Origin of the sequence: Gilliamella sp. Nev5-1, from assembly GCF_001690895.1 — a bacterium.
GTDB classification, from domain to species: Bacteria; Pseudomonadota; Gammaproteobacteria; order Enterobacterales; family Orbaceae; genus Gilliamella; species Gilliamella apicola_C.
The window spans coordinates 1-17,581 of sequence record NZ_LZHO01000035.1 but is presented as its reverse complement, the minus strand read 5'-3'; the positions used below and the strand labels follow the sequence as shown (position 1 = coordinate 17,581).

14 protein-coding genes, 2 pseudogenes and 1 riboswitch are annotated in these 17,581 nt (G+C 36.7%); of the genes and pseudogenes, 7 read left to right on the top strand and 9 right to left on the bottom strand.

The annotated features are described in order from the left end of the window. Nucleotides 1-21: 21 nt before the first annotated feature. Nucleotides 22-345: a DMT family transporter gene (locus tag A9G41_RS05345; RefSeq protein ID WP_218057698.1), complete on the bottom strand. Its 324-nt coding sequence runs from the start codon at nt 343-345 to the stop codon at nt 22-24. Nucleotides 346-907: 562 nt separating this feature from the next. Between A9G41_RS05345 and A9G41_RS05340 the strand changes: the two genes are divergently transcribed. Genes A9G41_RS05340 through A9G41_RS05330 form a run of 3 tightly spaced genes read left to right on the top strand, consistent with a single transcriptional unit; the run spans nt 908 to nt 3,139 of the window. Next, a complete protein-coding gene (locus tag A9G41_RS05340) occupies nt 908-1,564 on the top strand; it encodes a nucleoside recognition domain-containing protein (protein ID WP_065582707.1) in 657 nt (218 codons plus the stop codon). Continuing rightward, a complete protein-coding gene (locus A9G41_RS05335; protein ID WP_065582706.1) occupies nt 1,557-2,024 on the top strand; it encodes a YjiG family protein in 468 nt (155 codons plus the stop codon). The genes A9G41_RS05340 and A9G41_RS05335 overlap by 8 nt, the downstream gene beginning before the upstream one ends. 14 nt (nt 2,025-2,038) lie before the next feature. After that, nucleotides 2,039-3,139, top strand: a complete 1,101-nt coding sequence (locus A9G41_RS05330; protein WP_065582705.1) for an amidohydrolase — start codon at nt 2,039-2,041, stop codon at nt 3,137-3,139. Nucleotides 3,140-3,247: 108 nt separating this feature from the next. Here A9G41_RS05330 and ribB read toward each other — a convergent pair whose 3' ends face one another. From ribB to eco, 6 genes and pseudogenes are all read right to left on the bottom strand, one after another. Continuing rightward, a complete protein-coding gene (gene ribB, locus A9G41_RS05325) occupies nt 3,248-3,892 on the bottom strand; it encodes a 3,4-dihydroxy-2-butanone-4-phosphate synthase (protein WP_065582704.1) in 645 nt (214 codons plus the stop codon). A gap of 163 nt (nt 3,893-4,055) precedes the next feature. Beyond that, a riboswitch (FMN riboswitch) is annotated at nt 4,056-4,235 on the bottom strand. A gap of 110 nt (nt 4,236-4,345) precedes the next feature. Beyond that, nucleotides 4,346-5,104 (bottom strand): ABC transporter permease subunit, encoded by a 759-nt coding sequence (locus tag A9G41_RS05320; protein WP_081302218.1) that lies wholly within the window; start codon nt 5,102-5,104, stop codon nt 4,346-4,348. A gap of 243 nt (nt 5,105-5,347) precedes the next feature. Further along, nucleotides 5,348-6,220: pseudogene (gene potH / locus A9G41_RS05315) on the bottom strand (putrescine ABC transporter permease PotH); the annotation flags it as partial. Between the two features lie 318 nt (nt 6,221-6,538). Beyond that, on the bottom strand, nt 6,539-7,675 hold the full coding sequence (gene potG / locus A9G41_RS05310; protein WP_218057107.1) for a putrescine ABC transporter ATP-binding subunit PotG: 1,137 nt from the start codon (nt 7,673-7,675) through the stop codon (nt 6,539-6,541). Nucleotides 7,676-7,775: 100 nt separating this feature from the next. Continuing rightward, the gene (locus tag A9G41_RS05305; RefSeq protein ID WP_065580074.1) at nt 7,776-8,885 is read right to left on the bottom strand and encodes an extracellular solute-binding protein; all 1,110 of its coding nucleotides are present in this window, start codon (nt 8,883-8,885) and stop codon (nt 7,776-7,778) included. 339 nt (nt 8,886-9,224) lie between these two features. Continuing rightward, a complete protein-coding gene (gene eco, locus A9G41_RS05300) occupies nt 9,225-9,719 on the bottom strand; it encodes a serine protease inhibitor ecotin (protein ID WP_065582703.1) in 495 nt (164 codons plus the stop codon). Between the two features lie 120 nt (nt 9,720-9,839). Here eco and ydiK point away from each other — a divergent pair, with 120 nt between their 5' ends. Further along, a complete protein-coding gene (gene ydiK, locus A9G41_RS05295; protein WP_065582702.1) occupies nt 9,840-10,892 on the top strand; it encodes an AI-2E family transporter YdiK in 1,053 nt (350 codons plus the stop codon). A 196-nt stretch (nt 10,893-11,088) separates the two neighbouring features. Further along, nucleotides 11,089-12,447 (top strand): CDP-diacylglycerol--serine O-phosphatidyltransferase, encoded by a 1,359-nt coding sequence (gene pssA, locus A9G41_RS05290; RefSeq protein WP_442902722.1) that lies wholly within the window; start codon nt 11,089-11,091, stop codon nt 12,445-12,447. Nucleotides 12,448-12,816: 369 nt separating this feature from the next. Here the strand turns inward: pssA and guaB are convergent, their stop codons facing one another. Both guaB and ubiG read right to left on the bottom strand, forming a co-directional pair. After that, nucleotides 12,817-14,283: an IMP dehydrogenase gene (guaB, locus tag A9G41_RS05285; RefSeq protein WP_065582700.1), complete on the bottom strand. Its 1,467-nt coding sequence runs from the start codon at nt 14,281-14,283 to the stop codon at nt 12,817-12,819. Nucleotides 14,284-14,458: 175 nt separating this feature from the next. Next, on the bottom strand, nt 14,459-15,157 hold the full coding sequence (ubiG, locus tag A9G41_RS05280) for a bifunctional 2-polyprenyl-6-hydroxyphenol methylase/3-demethylubiquinol 3-O-methyltransferase UbiG (protein WP_065582699.1): 699 nt from the start codon (nt 15,155-15,157) through the stop codon (nt 14,459-14,461). 307 nt (nt 15,158-15,464) lie between these two features. On the opposite strand from ubiG, the gene A9G41_RS05275 reads away from it, so the two are divergent. Together A9G41_RS05275 and A9G41_RS05270 are read left to right on the top strand one after the other, a co-directional pair. Then, nucleotides 15,465-16,826 carry a sodium-dependent transporter gene (locus A9G41_RS05275; RefSeq protein ID WP_218057109.1) on the top strand — a complete coding sequence of 454 codons (1,362 nt, stop codon included), beginning with the start codon at nt 15,465-15,467 and terminating at the stop codon, nt 16,824-16,826. A 126-nt stretch (nt 16,827-16,952) separates the two neighbouring features. Beyond that, nucleotides 16,953-17,581: pseudogene (locus tag A9G41_RS05270) on the top strand (transposase); the annotation flags it as partial.

Here is a 17,581-nt window from a genome sequence, read left to right as displayed (position 1 = left end):
AATTTGTCCTTTATTGTAATATTAACTATCCGCACGTTTAAGTTGCACAACACCAATAATGATAAGTGCCACAAAAAAAAGTTGAATTAATTTAATTTCTTTGTCAAAAAGCAACATGTCAATCACTGTCGCACCAACTGCACCAACGCCTGAAAATATGGCATACACTGTGCCTGTGGGTATTGTTTTACAAGCATTGGTTAAAAAAGTAAAATCGACAACAATTAGCAACACAATGATACCCCACTGCCATAGCTCGGTTGCAACGCTAAACCCTAAAATCCAACATAACTCAAAAAAGCAAGTCAGCACTACAAATGCCCACTCTTTATTCACGCTTAACATAGCTACCTCGTTTTGCTACTTTATTTTTTGTCATAACCTATTTTATATAGCACTTGATAATGATTTATTGTCGATAAACAACGACAAAATAAAAGATGGTTCGCAAACAGAACATTTGCCACCCAAAGAGCTTAATTACTGTATGTTTTTAACTACTAAGTCAAAAAAACGAATAAGTCAAAGCAACTAACCTTCATGATACCTTACCACAAGTTTTATTATTATTTTTCAATAAGGTAGGTAATTCTATAATGAATAATCATCAATAGCAAGAGCAAATTTTTATAATTCAATGCATTACGATTTATGTAAGTTAGCCTGCCTATTCCATATCATACCATATCGTATGCTTTTAGAAAGATATAAAAGAAATAGATAAATTGATAGAAAAAAATAAAAATAGTTATACTTTTTTAATTTAATTTTAAATGAGTATAGAATAATAAAATAGTGTTTTTAAACCGTTTTTTATTATAAATCTAAAGTAGGCGTTATCATACTTATCTAGTATCGCTACTTATAGGATAGTTAAGTAGGTTAAGCATAAGAAAAGGAAAGTAGCATGTCAAAAAAATCAGACAATGAATTTAAAGTAGGCATAAAAGCCTATGTATCACTTGTAGTGGCAATTTTGTTTTTTTCAGGCTTATTTTTTAATGTCGAAGGTAAAGCATGGTTAGGTGCATTTGATTTTACTAGCTTAAGCGGTAAATTTGGTACCATGATCCACCCAGAAAAAAATACTTTTGTAGGCGAAGGTGGTATTAGTGCAAGAGCTGGATTTATTTTTGCTTTATCGCTTATCCCAACGGTTATGTTGGCATTAGGTGTATTAGAAATCTTTACCCATTACGGCACAATTCGTGCGGCACATAAATTGCTAACGCCACTGTTAAAACCGATATTAGGCGTTCCTGGTAAAACAGGTCTTGCGTTAATTACTGACTTGCAAAGCACTGATGCTGGCGCAGTATTAACTAAAGAATTATATGATGAAAAGCAAATTACTAAAAAAGATCTTATCATCATTAGCGCTTGGCAATATTCTGGTGCAGGTTTAATCAATAACTACTTTTCTATTGGCTCAGCATTATTTGCGTCAATGACAGTGGCTATTTTTATTCCTCTTGTCATTATGCTTGTACTTAAATTTATGGGGGCAATACTAGTTCGCTTGATATTAAACTCAATTTATAAAAAGGAGTTTATCAATGAGTAATTCACAAAACCAATCAAATAACCCTTTAGATATTTTTGTAATTGGTGCACGCAAAGGATTCAATATTGCGATTAACAATTTAATGCCTAACATCTTAATGGCATTTGTGATTGCCGAAATGCTAAAACGTTTAGGTTTAATGCAATTAATCGGAACTTATTGTGCGCCAATGATGGAAGTTTTTGGCTTACCTGGAGAAGCCATTACCGTATTACTCACCGCTTGGTTATCCGCATCTGCTGGCACTGGTGTTGCCGTCAATTTGCTCACTAGTGGCATACTTAATACGACAGCAATAACTATTTTGACTCCCGCTATTTTTTTAATGGGATCACAATTACAATATATGGGGCGTTTATTAGGCGTTGCCGATGTACCTAAAAAATACTGGCCATTATTGATGTTAAACAGCATTTTCAATGCACTGATTGCAATGATTATTATGCGATTTATTGCTTGAGAAAGGAGATACCAATGTCAAACGTATTAGAGCATTATTGTTATTTACATCAAATTCCTGAGTTAGGCTTTGAGGAGCATAAAACGTCGGCATATATTGCACAACAGCTTGAACAAGTCGGTTATAAAGTAAGTCGCAATATTAATAACACAACTGGGATTGTTGCCCAATACGATAGCGGAAAACCAGGCCCAGTTCTGGCTTTACGGGCTGACATGGACGCATTGGGTCATATCATTGATGGTAAGCATTGTGCAAGACACACCTGCGGTCATGACGGACACTCATCAATATTATTAACCGCAGCACAAGAATTAATTCAAGAAGGCAGTATCAAAAAAGGGCGATTAAAACTGATTTTCCAGCCAGCTGAAGAACTTGGTTCAGGCGCTTTAGCCATGATTAAAGGTGGCATTATTGATGATGTTGACATGATTATCGGCCTACATTTACGCCCTAAAGACGAATGTCCTAAAGGCTTTGCCGCAGCGGCAATGTACTATTCGGCATCCACTACAATTGAAGCAAACATTCATGGTATACCTGCGCATGGTGCTCGCCCACATTTAGGCATTAATGCGCTTGATGCAGCTGCACTTGCCATTCAAGCAGTTAACACCATTCAACTGACACCAAGTTTAACTTATAGCATCAAAGCAACACGTTGCATTTGTGATGCAGGGGTAACTAATGCCATTCCATCTGAAGCTTATGTATGTTGGGATCTAAGAACCTCAACAAATTCAGCTATGCATGATCTAAAAGCCAAAACTCTAAATGCAATAAAACTCAGTATTGAATCTATCGGTGCAAAAGTGGATATCAATGTAACTAAAGAGATCCCTGCAGCTGAAATTGATAACGATGTCACCCAAATTATTGCCGAAGCTATTGTTGATGTACTTGGAAAAGAGGGCTTAAAAGATCCAATCTTTACCCCAGGTGGAGAAGATTTTTTCAACTATCCATGTGAACGCAATGTCAAAGCTGGTTTTTGGGGGTTAGGAGCTGATTTAACCCCAGGATTACATCACCCAGAAATGAAGTTCGACACTTCAGCATTAGAAAATGGCGTTAAAATAACAAAAGTCTGTGCATTAAAAGTACTTGGTTGATTTCGACTCCTATCCGCCGATGCTTTCGGCGGAAAATGGTATATACTGCAAACAACATTTCAATATTGCTATTATTTAGTATAATTAGTTAAAGTCTCTTTTTTAGTACTACACTGCTAACGATTTACGATACTCAACAATATCTTCAATGGTCACAACGGGCATATGATATTGTTTTGCAAACTTTACCACTTCAGGTGCTCTTGCCATTGTGCCATCATCATTTGTTAACTCACACAGGACTGCAGCAGGTTTTAAACCCGCTAATGTCACTAAATCAATTGATGCTTCGGTATGACCTCGGCGAACCAATACCCCCCCTTCTTTAGCAACTAATGGAAAGACATGCCCGGGGTGATTAAGATCGCTAGGTTTAGCGTTATCATTAACCGCAGCTTTAATGGTCGTGACGCGGTCGGCAGCAGATACCCCCGTTGTTACACCATCGGCAGCTTCAATCGAAATAGTAAACGCAGTATTATTTTTACTGGTATTATTGGCCACCATCATAGGCAATTCCAATTCTTCGCAACGTTTTGGCGGTAAACATAAGCAAACAATGCCACTACCATAACGAATAGTAATAGCCATTTGTTCGGGAGTGATTGACTCAGCAGCCCAAATAATATCGCCTTCGTTTTCACGATCTTCATCATCTAAAACTAGCACACCTTGACCGGCTTGAATTGATGCAATGGCCTTTTTGACTCGTTCGATTGGAGTTCCAAACTCATTCAGATTAAACTGATTCATGGTAAATACCTATATTTTTAATTTGCTCATTTCATTATTTACTTAATTAAATTTGAATCATTATTGATGCATCAAATTAATTAAGTACAAATAAATAAAATACCAGAATCAGGGCTGTGCTTGACCAGTATGACTTTGCCTTTCAGCAAACATGAGAAAGATAAGCAACTCTCTTTTATCCAGACTTTAACTGTCGGCTTTGGAATTTCACCAAATCTGCTTGACCTTAATATATTTAGATGGTTTGTTATTAATAAAATAAACAGACCATTAAAATCTAAAATATTAAGCGCTCGTGGGCTATACCACCGGTGGGGAATTACGCCCCGCCCTGAGAATTTAGCCAAATAAATTGACCATTCACACTATAATACAAAATGATGGAAAAAACACGGAGATTTTAAAACGTAATATTGCCGCAATATGCGGCAATATTGAGATAAGAGGCAGGATTTAGTGCTTATGTGTTTCTTGAATGCGACGTCGCTCAGACTGACGCATCCATAACCACGAAATAAAACCGATAATCCCGACAATGAGTAATATAATTGTGGCTAAAGCGTTGACTTGTGGATCGACCCCTAAACGTACTTTTGAAAATATTAATTTAGGTAATGTCATTGCGCCTGGCCCTGTTACAAAATTAGCAATTACGACATCATCAAGTGATAAGGTAAATGCAAGTAACCAGCCAGAAACTAATGCCGGTGCAATCATTGGTAATGTAATAACAAAAAAGACTTTCAATGGGTTAGCACCTAAATCTAAAGCCGCTTCTTCAATAGATTTATCAAGTTCACGAAGCCTTGCACTAATGACTACCGTAACATAGGCAGTGCAGAAAGTCGCATGTGCCATCCAAATAGTTATTGCACCTCGATCTTTTGGCCACCCCAAGACCTGCCCCATACCCACAAACAATAATAACAATGCCAAACCAGTAATAACATCAGGCATAACTAACGGCGCTGTTGTCATAAATGAGAACAAATTAGACCCACGGAATCGCCTAAAACGGATAATTGCATAAGCGGCTAATGTGCCGAGCACAACAGCAAAAGTAGCAGCGCATGCAGCAATAGATAGACTTAATCCGACAGCTTTAAGTAGTGTTTCATTGTGAATTAGCTCAAAATACCATTTGACTGAAAAACCCGCCCAAACTGTTACTAGCCGAGAACTGTTAAACGAATAAACAATCAAAATGATCATGGGGATATATAAAAACGAAAAGACAACTAAAAAGATAAGCCCCTTCAAGCATCGAAAAAACAGCGCTATAGTAACTAAAACCGTAAGTATAAAACTAAAAGTAATACAGCCGTAATAAAAGCCACTTTGCCCCAAAAGCGCTAATCCCGATGATGAAATCAAAATACTCAATAAAATTGCACCTAGCAAAGAGGAGATAAATACAATCAGGGCGGATCGTGTAATAACAGGTAAATTGTTCATCTATTTACCCCCCATTTGTCGATTTTGGAATTTATTAAAATAGTAAATTGGTACAATTAATATCATCAACATCACACTTGCAACGGCTGAAGCTGCTGGCCAGTCATGATTGTTAAAGAACTCGGTCCAAAGCTGGGTACCAATCATAATGCCTTCAGAAGGCCCTAATAATTCAGGGATCACATATTCACCTACAGCAGGAATAAACACCAACATTCCCCCAGCAATAACACCATTTTTAGTCAAAGGTACAATAATTTTAAAAAACGTTTTAATTGGTTTACAACCTAAGTCTAGTGCCGCTTCAATTAATGTCGAATCGACCTTACTTAACGATGTATAAATTGGCAATACCACAAAGGGTAAATACGAATAAACAATACCAATATATACCGCAAAATAGGTTTTCATAATAATCAATGGCTGATCAATGACGCCTAACCACATCAAAAAGTGATTTAACAGTCCATTAGGGTTCAAAATACCAATCCATGCGTAAACACGAATTAAAAACGATGTCCACGAAGGTAAAATAATCAATAATAATAAAATGTTACGGGTTGACTGTTTACATTGTGAAATCGCCCATGCCAATGGATAGCCAATCAAAATACACAGTATGGTTGAAATGGCTGCAATTTTAAGTGATTGCAAATAGGAATCAATGTAAATAGTATCACTAATTAGATTTAAATAGTTGCCAAAATTTAGCGCAATATTAAGTATACCATCATCATAACTGAGTAAATCAGTATAAGGTGGTACAGCCAAAGCCATTTCTGAAAAGCTGATTCTAAATACAATTAAAAATGGCAATAAAAATAGTAGCAACATCCATAAGTAAGGAATGGCAATGACCACTAATCTACCATATAACGTCATCAAATCTGAATCGCTATGCTGTTGGCGCATTTTTTTATAAGCAAAATAAATTACTACAAACCCAACAGGAATAAACGCTATGCTACCAGCAATTATTAACCGATAGGCGAATTTAGATGGCTTGTAATTAACTAAATATAAACCTAAACATGACAGCAAAAAACTCAATGTCATTGCGGTAAATAGCGCATCTAAAAATAAGTTATCAAAAGCACCTGTTGTTACAAAACGCCAATAAACATTGAGTAACACAAATGCATTTAATAACAATCCCAATAAAATGGATCGCATCACTATATCCTCTTTTGTTTATTCGGTAAGCACAACACAGCTATCAACTTCCCAACTTAAGTTAACAATATCTCCCCAAGTTGGCATACCTTTACGATAGCGGTGTTCATTTTGCAATTGTGCAATGATAATTTGGCCACTTGGCAATTTCACATGATAAATCGATAGATCACCTAAATAAGCAATTTCGACAACCTCACCTGTAGCACAGTTATACCCATCTTCAGGGAGTTGGTCACATAATTGGATTTTTTCTGGACGTAAGGCAATCTTAGCTGGTACACCTTCTACCGCTGGTGAATCATAATCGACTTTTAATGGATGTTTAATGGTAGGGCAACTGATAATTAAGCCGTCTTCTAATGTATCTTGTAAAATACCATCAAATATATTAACTGAGCCAATAAATTCAGCACTGTATTGGCAATTTGGATGTTCGTAAATTTCTTCTGGCTCACCAATTTGAACAAATTGACCTTTGTTCATAATGGCAATACGACCTGCCATTGTCATGGCTTCTTCTTGATCATGGGTTACCATTACGCAAGTTGCTCCTACTTGCTCTAAAATGCTCACCACTTCAAGTTGCATACGATCACGTAGTTGCTTATCTAGTGCACCCATGGGTTCATCAAGCAACAATAATTTTGGTCGTTTAGCTAGGCTTCGAGCTAATGCCACACGTTGTCTTTGCCCTCCTGATAATTGGTGGGGTTTGCGTTTGCCAAATTGCTCCATATGCACTAACGCTAACATTTCTTCAACACGCTGTTTAATCTCATTATGACTTAACTTGTCTTGCTTTAAACCAAAGGCGATATTTTGCTCAACCGACATGTGAGGAAATAGAGCATACGATTGGAACATCATATTAATTGGGCGATTATAAGGTGGAACTTGTGATAAATCCTTACCATCAAGAATTATTTGACCTGATGTTGGTTGTTCAAAACCAGCAAGCATACGTAGTAGTGTTGATTTACCGCTTCCTGATGCGCCCAGTAAAGCAAAAATTTCGCCAGTATAGATAGTCAAATTGACATCATCAACAGCATAATAATCATCATTAAAAACTTTCGTTAAATTTTTGATCTCCAATAGCGGAGTTATCATCTTTTTTTTAGGCTGTACCTGATTTGTTGTTTTATTATTCACTCTTTTTTCCTCATAACAACAAGCCAAAAAAAACGAGACGGAAAGATCAAATTAATCTCCCCGTCTAGAATAGACCAATAAATAATTAGATAATTACTGCTTATTTACCAGTTTTTAATTTTGTCCACGTACGTGTGATAACACGTTCAAGTTTGGGTTCTTTAACCTTCAAGGTAAATAATTTTTCCATTACTTCTGGTTTTGGATAAACCGCAGGATCATTTTTCACATCTGGTTTTACAAATTTGTCGTTTGCTTCTTTATTGGCGCTAGCAAAATTAACATCATTAGTCACTTGCGCTGCAATTTCAGGTTTCATGACAAAATTTAAGAACTCGTGTGCTTCGTCAGGATTAGCTGAATCTTTTGGAATGGCAAAAGTATCAAAAAAGACTAATGCCCCTTCTTTTGGAATTTGATAGCCCACATGCACACCATTTTTTGCTTCATCAGCTCTATCGCGTGATTGTAAAATATCACCCGACCATCCTAAAATCACACAAATATCACCATTTGCTAAATCAGTAATATATTGTGAAGAATGGAAATAACGAATATTTGGGCGAACTTTTTCTAACAACTCGTAAGCAGCACCTGTGTAATCTTTAGCATCAGTACTATTCGGATCTTTTCCTAAATATTGAAGAGCACTTGCGAAAATTTCGGTTGGGGCATCTAAAAACGCTACGCCACAATCTTTCAATTTTTCCATATTTTCAGGCTTAAATACTAGATCCCAGCTATTAACTGGCGCATCGCTACCTAAACGCTCTTTAACTTTATCAATGTTATAGCCAATGCCTGTTGTCATCCATACATAAGGGATGGCATATTTATTATCAGGATCATGGGTAGCCATTAATTTCATTAAATTAGGATCAAGATTTTTCCAGTTAGGTAATTTACTTTTATCTAATGGAAGATAGATATCAGATTTAATCTGTCTAGCTAAAAAACTATCTGATGGCGAAACCACATCAAAACCAGAATGGCCTGCCATTAATTTACCTTCAAGTGCTTCATTTGAATCATACACATCATAAACAAGTTTAATACCTGTTGATTTTTCAAAATCAGTAATTGTATTAGAGCCGATTTGCCCTGCCCAATTGTAAAAATGCACGACGCGATCTTTAGCAATAGCAGGTTGAGATAACGCTAGTGAAACACCAGCCACGATTGAAAGAATTGTTTTACGTTGAGTAAACATGCTCACCACTTCTCCTCTAGTTGTAGGGATATTACATGTTAGACACAAGCCCATTGCAAAGAAACAACGGACCCCCAAATTTTGCCATCGACGTTGAGAAAATGATATAAATTACCAATGTAACACCGCCAAGCGAAACCGAGGTAATCAGGCAATCACAAGTCATTAATAATGATAAATGAACATGTAGAGCTAACCTTGCATTACAAGGGATAAAATACCTTTTTTTTCAAAGATGTCCACTTAAAAAATCAAATATTGAAAGTTTCAAGATTGAGTGGACAGATTTTGACCACTCAATCGATAATTGATAACCAATTAACAATTCATAAATACAGATTATTCTGCATTAGCTTCTAGAATTTTATCCTTAGGTTGCCAAACACGGTATTTAACTTGCAAATCGTTAGGCACATAAAAAACTAATGGTACACTGCTGTTATAGTTAAATAAGCCTAAATTGTGGTTAAGGGTCACAAATTGATTTTTATTGCTTCCTTCAGGGCAAGCCATTAAAGTTGAAATATTACCTGCGGCCTTTTCAACCACATAGTACGAATATCCCCAACCTTTAAGCTCTTCTTGCTTAACAGTACCACCAATATTGTGTAAGTTACAATCAACATTCATTTCCTTGCCAATTATTACTTCAACTTTTGCATTGTTTTCGTCAGCAATAGCTGGCAGATGAATAGCATAACGTGTAACGCCCTCTTGAGCCGTTGGGAATGGTGCTGTATCATTAGCATTTTGTGCAATAGGTTTAATTTTTGGTGTGTTGGCACACGCCGTTAATGACACACCTAATAATGCCAATAATAATAATTTTTTCATTTTTAAATCTCCAGTATGAAAGAATGAATCATCGATACATCATATCATCAATACATCATATTAATTTTAATTGATAATGCGTATAATAACACAATATAGATTAATAAATATGGTGTTAAAATGCCAGCAGAAAAAAATACTACCGATTTACTCAAGTTGATTTTAAACTTATTAATTATTGGGTTGCTAATCATTATTACCTATCGTATTGTTGAAGTTTTCTTGTTTGGATTCTTTTGGGCGGTAATGGTAGTCATTGCGACTTGGCCATTAATGATAAAAATTCAAAAAAAACTGTTTAACAAGCGCTGGTTATCGTTGCTTGTTATGGCGTTAATACTTGCATTTGTTTGCATTATTCCATTTATATTAATTATTAGCTCTGTAGCACAAAATGGTCACCATCTTATTGAATGGGCTAAAACGTTACAACATCAAACACTACCCACGTTTGACTGGCTGGAAAACATACCGACCTTTGGTTCCGAGTTACATCAAAAATGGTTAAATCTGATTCAAACCGATGGTACCGATTTAGTGTCAAGCATCCAGCCTTATATTGGTACCATGATAGGTTGGCTACTTGAACAAGCCACTAACATTGGTATATTTATTTTTCATGCTGGCGTCATGATTATTTTTAGTCTATTACTTTTTTTAAAAGGCGAAAGCATCACTAAATATGTCTACTTACTAGCTAATCGACTCTCTAAGCAATACGGTGCAACCACCGTTACTTTAGCAGGACAATCTATCCGTGCAGTGGCATTAGGCGTTGTGGTGACCGCCATCACCTTAGCGTTAATCGGCGGATTGAGTTTTCTTCTCACCAATATGCCATTATCAGGCGTACTGACACTCATTTTATTTATTTGTTGTGTAGCCCAAATTGGCCCTGTAGTGGTTATGCTTGGCTGCATCGCTTGGCAATTTTGGTCAGGTCATACCATTGAGGGTATCTGTTTAATTGTTGTTGCCATCATCTTAACCACTTTAGACAGCGTAATGCGTGCTTACTTAATAAAAAAAGGAGCTAATTTACCATTTTTACTCATTTTATTTGGCGTAATTGGTGGTTTACTTAGTTTTGGTATAATGGGATTGTTTATTGGGCCAGTAGTACTTGCATTAACTTACAAAATAATTGAAACATGGGTTGATGAGCAGTCTTAAACCATTTATCATCCTAGCAATAAAGCATAAACATGCTGCTAAAGGTCAATAAGCATAATGATATGGCGTATTTAGCCTAAAGCAACTTAATCGAAATGCGCACATTTTAAAAGGAGTGTTATTTTTACTGGTCTTATTTACATTACTTTTAACTATCATTAGCCTAAAGTAATTTACCAGTTATAATGATAAATAAATCATGCGAATACCATTTATAAAATATAATCACCAAAAGCATCTAGATGAATTAGCAAAAATTCAACAAAATGCCGAACAATATGAGATATTCAATAGTCCAAAAGCATATCGACTAGCGTTAATTGACAAGATAAAAAACGCTCAGCAACGTATTTATATTGTCGCACTTTATCTAGAACAAGACGAAGCAGGTCAAGAAATTCTTAATGAGCTTTATCAAGTTAAACGGCAACGTCCAAATTTAGATATCAAAATATTTGTTGACTGGCATCGAGCACAGCGAGGAAGAATTGGTGAAGATAAAGCGCATACTAACGCCAATTATTATTACCAATTAAAACAAAAGAATCCAGAAATTGACATTCCAATTTATGGTGTACCAGTTAATCGTCGTGAGGTGCTTGGTGTATTGCATCTTAAGGGTTTTATTATAGATGATACGGTTATTTACAGCGGTGCAAGCATTAATAATGTCTATTTACACAAACTCGATAAATACCGTTATGACCGCTACCACTTTATTACTAATCCAGTATTAGCTGATAGCATGGTGCAATTTATTCATGAGCATTTTTTACCATATCAAGCATTGCAATTGCTTAATTTGGGCACGCATAAAACCCGCAAACAGATCAAATCTGAAATCAAAGCCCTGCGCCAACATTTAATGGATGCAAACTACCAATACAGCGCCAATACTGACAATGAAACTTTATCAGTTGCACCAATAATGGGGCTTGGGCGCAATAATGCTTTAAATAAAATTATTCATCACTTAATAAACGTTACCGAACAAAAAGTAATCTTTTGCACGCCTTACTTTAATTTACCAAGTATTTTAGTCCGCGACATTATCCGTCTGTTACGCAAAGGACGGAAAGTGGAACTGATTATTGGTGACAAAGAAGCTAACGATTTTTACATTCCACCAGATAAACCTTTTAACATATCGGGTGGGCTACCCTATTTATACGAAATCAACTTAAGAAGCTTTATCGAGCGCCTGCAACTCTTTATTGACAAAGAACAACTGATTATCCGCTTATGGAAGGATGAACAACAAAGCTACCACCTTAAAGGTATCTGGGTAGACGATAAATGGGTGCTTATAACAGGCAACAATCTAAATCCGCGAGCGTGGCGGCTAGATCTTGAAAATGGCATATTAATACATGATCCAAAACAAGAATTGAGTGACAAATTCACCCAAGAACTAAACGCTATACGCCAAAAAACTACCTTGGTCACTCATTTTCAACAAATACAGGCAAGCCAATTTTATCCTAGCCAAGTGCATAAATTAATAAAGCGACTCAGCCGTATAAAAGTGGATAGAATTATTAAACGATTGCTATGAAGTTATTGATATTTTAGATAACTAAAATAAGCACTGCCTAGCCAAATACCCTTGTTTGCTGGGGCAGTGCTATGCTTTATCAGGAACAACTCATTAAAATTAAATAAAAAGGTGGAATAACCCAAAATCATGTTTTGCAGCCTTATGTTAGGGTTGAGAGAGAATTCAGAACTAAATCTCCCAATTCAGGCGTGATGGCATCAATTATTCTGGGCACCAAAAGAATAAAACATTCCCCCCAATACTTCCCCTAAAATAACTTTTGACGTTATAAAAACAGTACGTTTTCTATAAAAACGGTTCAGAAAAGTAATTGATTTTATTGAAGTTTTTTTATTTGCAAAAAAAAAGGAGGTTCCCCCCCCTTTTTTACGCGCCCGCTCTATAGTTAGGTGGCTCTTTGGTGATAAGTACATCATGCACATGGCTTTCTTTCATGCCTGCGCCAGTAATTCGATAGAATTTAGACTGAGTTCTTAATGCATCAATCGTTGCGCAACCAGTTAGCCCCATACAAGATCTTAATCCTCCCATTTGTTGATGAACGATTTCTTTTAATTGTCCTTTGTAGGCAATGCGCCCTTCTATTCCCTCTGGTACCAGTTTATCTGCAGCATTGTCGGTTTGAAAATAGCGATCAGACGATCCTTTTGCCATTGCTCCAAGCGATCCCATGCCACGATATGATTTATAGGCTCGACCTTGAAATAATTCGATTTCGCCTGGTGCTTCTTCTGTGCCTGCAAACATTGAACCGACCATAACGCAAGATGCTCCTGCAGCAATGGCTTTGGCTATGTCGCCTGAATAACGAATTCCACCATCAGCGATAACAGGAATATTATGTTTTTGTGCGACTTCAACTGCATCCATAATCGCACTAATTTGTGGCACACCAACACCTGTTACAATGCGTGTTGTACAAATAGATCCTGGTCCAATCCCCACCTTAACAGCGCTAACTCCAGCTTCAATTAAGGCTTTGGCACCTTCAGCGGTGGCAACATTACCGCCAATAATTTGTAAATTAGGATAATTCTTTCTAGTTTGATAAATACGGTCAAGTACACCTTGCGAATGGCCATGTGAAGAGTCAATTAGCAACACATCAACGCCAGCCTCAACTAATGCGGCGATGCGCTCTTCATTACCTGGCGCGGCCCCAACAGCAGCTCCCACACGCAGGCGCCCTTTTTCATCTTTACAGGCATTGGGTTTTTGCTCGGCTTTGTTGTAGTCTTTAACGGTAATCATACCTTTTAGGTGGAAGCGTGAATCAACAACAAGCACTTTTTCGATACGGTGCTCATGCATTTTTTGAAGTACGATTTCACGTTGCTCACCTTCTTTGACGGTAACTAAGCGATCTTTAGGCGTCATAACGGCAGTAACAGGTAAAGATAAATCGGTGGCAAATCGTACATCTCGTGCAGTAATAATTCCAACCAGTTCTTGGGTTTCAGTCACAACAGGAAATCCAGCAAAACCATACTCTTTAGCTAGATCAATAACTTGCTTTATGGTTGCAGTAGGTAAAACAGATACAGGATCTTGAACTATACCACTTTCGTGTTTCTTTACTTGCCTTACATGATTGGCTTGATTTTCAATTGACATATTTTTGTGAATAAAACCAATTCCCCCCTCTTGTGCTAACGCAATGGCTAGATCTGATTCGGTTACTGTATCCATTGCTGCTGATAGCATTGGAATATTAAGTTTTATGGTTTGGGTTAGTTGCGTACTAATATCAGCTGTGTTCGGTAATACCGTTGAGTGGGCGGGAACTAATAGCACGTCGTCAAACGTGAGTGCTTCTTTAACTATACGAGACATGACAATATTCACCATTGGTTGGATTGTTGATAAAATATTGCCAAAGCATTTTACTTACTTTTACTTAAAAAAACCAGTGATATTTATATTAGATACGATTTATTAAGATAATATAAAATTATATGCATATTATATAGACAATTTGTTTTAACCTACACATTGCTCTTTTATTTTCCTAACGGTTTGCCATTAAGATGTAGTTGACATCAATATTAGGTCCTAATTTAAATTGGTTTCTCAATAGGTGGTACTCCATGCCTATCACATCACCAACAGTGAGACCTGCTTGCTCAACAAGCGACATTAATTCTGAGGGACGAATAAAGCGATTAAAATCATGTGTACCTTTAGGTACTAGCCGAGCAATATATTCTGCTCCATAAATTAATAGCAATTTTGCCTTATGATTGCGGTTAATCGTCGATAAAAATAATTTACCCCCTGGTTTAAGCAATTTTGCACAAGCATCAATAATTGAAAATGGATCGGGGACGTGTTCTAACAGTTCCATACACGTTACAATATCATATTGCATAGGATTTTGCTCTGCATGCTCTTCTACGGTCTGTTTTTCATAGGCAATAGATAAACCATTTTGCGCAGCATGCAGTTTTGCCACAGCGAGTGGCTCATCAGCAAGATCAATGGCTGTCACATTAGCACCAAGCTTCGCTAAGCTTTCAGATAAAATACCACCACCACACCCCACATCTAATACCGTTTTTTGATCTAATAATCCACAATGTTGTTGTATATAATTAACACGTAATGGGTTGATAATATGCAAAGGTTTACATTTGCCATCAAGATCCCACCACTGAGCAGCTAATTGTGAAAATTTATTTATTTCATTAAAATCAACATTTTGTGACATAATAACTTTTCCTATAAAGCACAGCCTAAATTCATAATCATACATTTTAAGGCATCACTACTATCAATAAAAGGGCAAAATATAAATTTATCCTGCTGTTAATATTTAGTTATTAGCTTGTCACAAATTGAATTCAAGTTACTATAAAATTTAATAGTCAAATTGTTATTTATATTAATAGTTTTAATGATTTCTTGTTTCCATGCTTATTTCATGGCATGATTTAACACCTTATCTCTAATAAAAACGTTTTTAAGCATTAGCTTATACTAGGATTAACCAATTAAGAATAAAGGAAAAAATATTCATGAGTACGGGTACTATGAAGGAAAATCACTCACAATGGAGCTCGCGCATGGGATTTATGCTTGCTGCGGCTGGTTCTGCTGTTGGGTTGGGTAACATTTGGAAATTTCCATATATGGCAGGTGAAATGGGGGGCTCAGCATTTGTGCTCACTTATTTGCTTTTTATGTTTGTTATTGGCTTGCCGATTTTAGTTTTAGAATGGTTAATTGGTCGTCGTGGACAAAAAAATCCTATTCATACCATGGAAGATGTTGCTGTTTCTGAAAATCGTTCTAAATCATGGCGTTGGGTTGGTATTATTGGCGTAGTAGGATCATTTTTAATCCTATCATTTTATAGTGTTATTGGTGGTTGGGCGACCGATTACATTATTTTAGCTGGTCAAGGGATTTTTGAAGGCGCTAATGGCAAAGTTACAGAACAAATTTTTAGTAACTTCCTTGGCAATGTGAGCCATTTATTAACTTGGCACACTGTATTTATGGCTGCTACCGCATTTATTGTAGCACTGGGCGTTGGTGCTGGTTTAGAAAGAGCGTGTAAAATTATGATGCCAGGACTAGGTATCTTGTTGTTAGTATTAGTTGGATACGCAGCGTATGTCAGTGGTCCATCTTTTGGTGAAGCATTTAGATTTTTATTCACGCCAGACTTTTCGGCTATTAATGGCACTGCTATGCTAGCCGCTCTTGGGCATGCATTTTTTAGCTTATCTTTAGGTATGGGCATTATGATGGCTTATGGCTCGTACTTAGGAAAAGATGTTAACCTACTATCTACCGCCCGCACAGTGGTAATTTTAGATGTTATTGTCGCAATGCTATCAGGTATGGCTATATTTCCACTGGTTTTTGCAAATGGTTTACAAGCAGGTGAAGGACCTGGGCTTATTTTTGTTACCCTACCAATTGCATTTGGAAATATGGCTGGTGGCACTATTTTAGGGGTATTTTTCTTTATCTTCCTAACTTTTGCAGCACTAACTTCTTCTATTTCATTACTTGAACCAACGGTTGAATTATTAGAAGAAAAAACACCATTAGGTAGAAAGTCAGCAACGATTTTAAGTAGCCTAGTTATCTGGGCATTAGGTATTGCTTGTATTTTGTCATTTAATGAATGGGCCGAAGTAAAACTATTTGGTAAAAATATTTTTGATTTACTTGATTACCTAACAAGTAAAATCATGTTGCCAGTTACTGGATTAGGTACGGTTGTATTTGGTGCTTGGATGATGAATCAAAAACGCATTCGTGAAGAGTTAAATTTAAACGATTTTTGGTTTAACATTTGGACAATACTAACTCGTTATGTTGTGCCAGTAGCTGTTATCATAATTTTGGTTTATGGATTCGTCTAAAAAGCCATTATAACTCCAGTTAAAAGCCTTGATATATTCAAGGCTTCAGATTGATGACAAAGAACTCGCTTTTTGGCGAGTTCTTTGATCTAATAGAGAGGAGTCCACTATAAGAGAAGTTCTTCTATGCTAAAAAAACCAACTCCAGCGACACCAGAAAAAATAGAGCAAATCTCACTAGATGCGCTTGTCCCCCAAAATCATCTTGTTCGTAAAATAGCTAAAGTCATTGATTTTGAATTTATTCGAGAAGCGGTAGCACCACTTTATTGCCCGAATAACGGTCGTCCGGCAGAAGATCCGGTCAGACTGTTTAAAATCATGCTATTGGGGTATCTTTTCGGTATCCCCAGTGAACGTCGTCTGGTTCAGGAAATTCAGGTCAATTTAGCTTACCGCTGGTTTCTGGGAATGGGATTAACCGAAAAAGTGATTGACGCCTCAACACTTAGTCAAAATCGTCGCCGTCGGTTTAATGACAGTGAAATCTATCAACAGATTTTTGATAATATTGTTGAGCAGGCCATTGCCAAAGGGTTGATAAGTGGTCGGGTATTATATACGGACAGTACTCACCTAAAAGCAAATGCCAATAAAGGCAAAGCACGTAATGAGCAGCGTATTGTTGAGCCCAGTCAATATATTGATGCGCTTAATCAAGCCATCAACGCAGAAAGAGAATTAAACGGAAAAAAGCCTTAAAGCCATCGACGGTAGAGAAATACAAGGAGGTTAAAGTCAGTACAACAGATCCG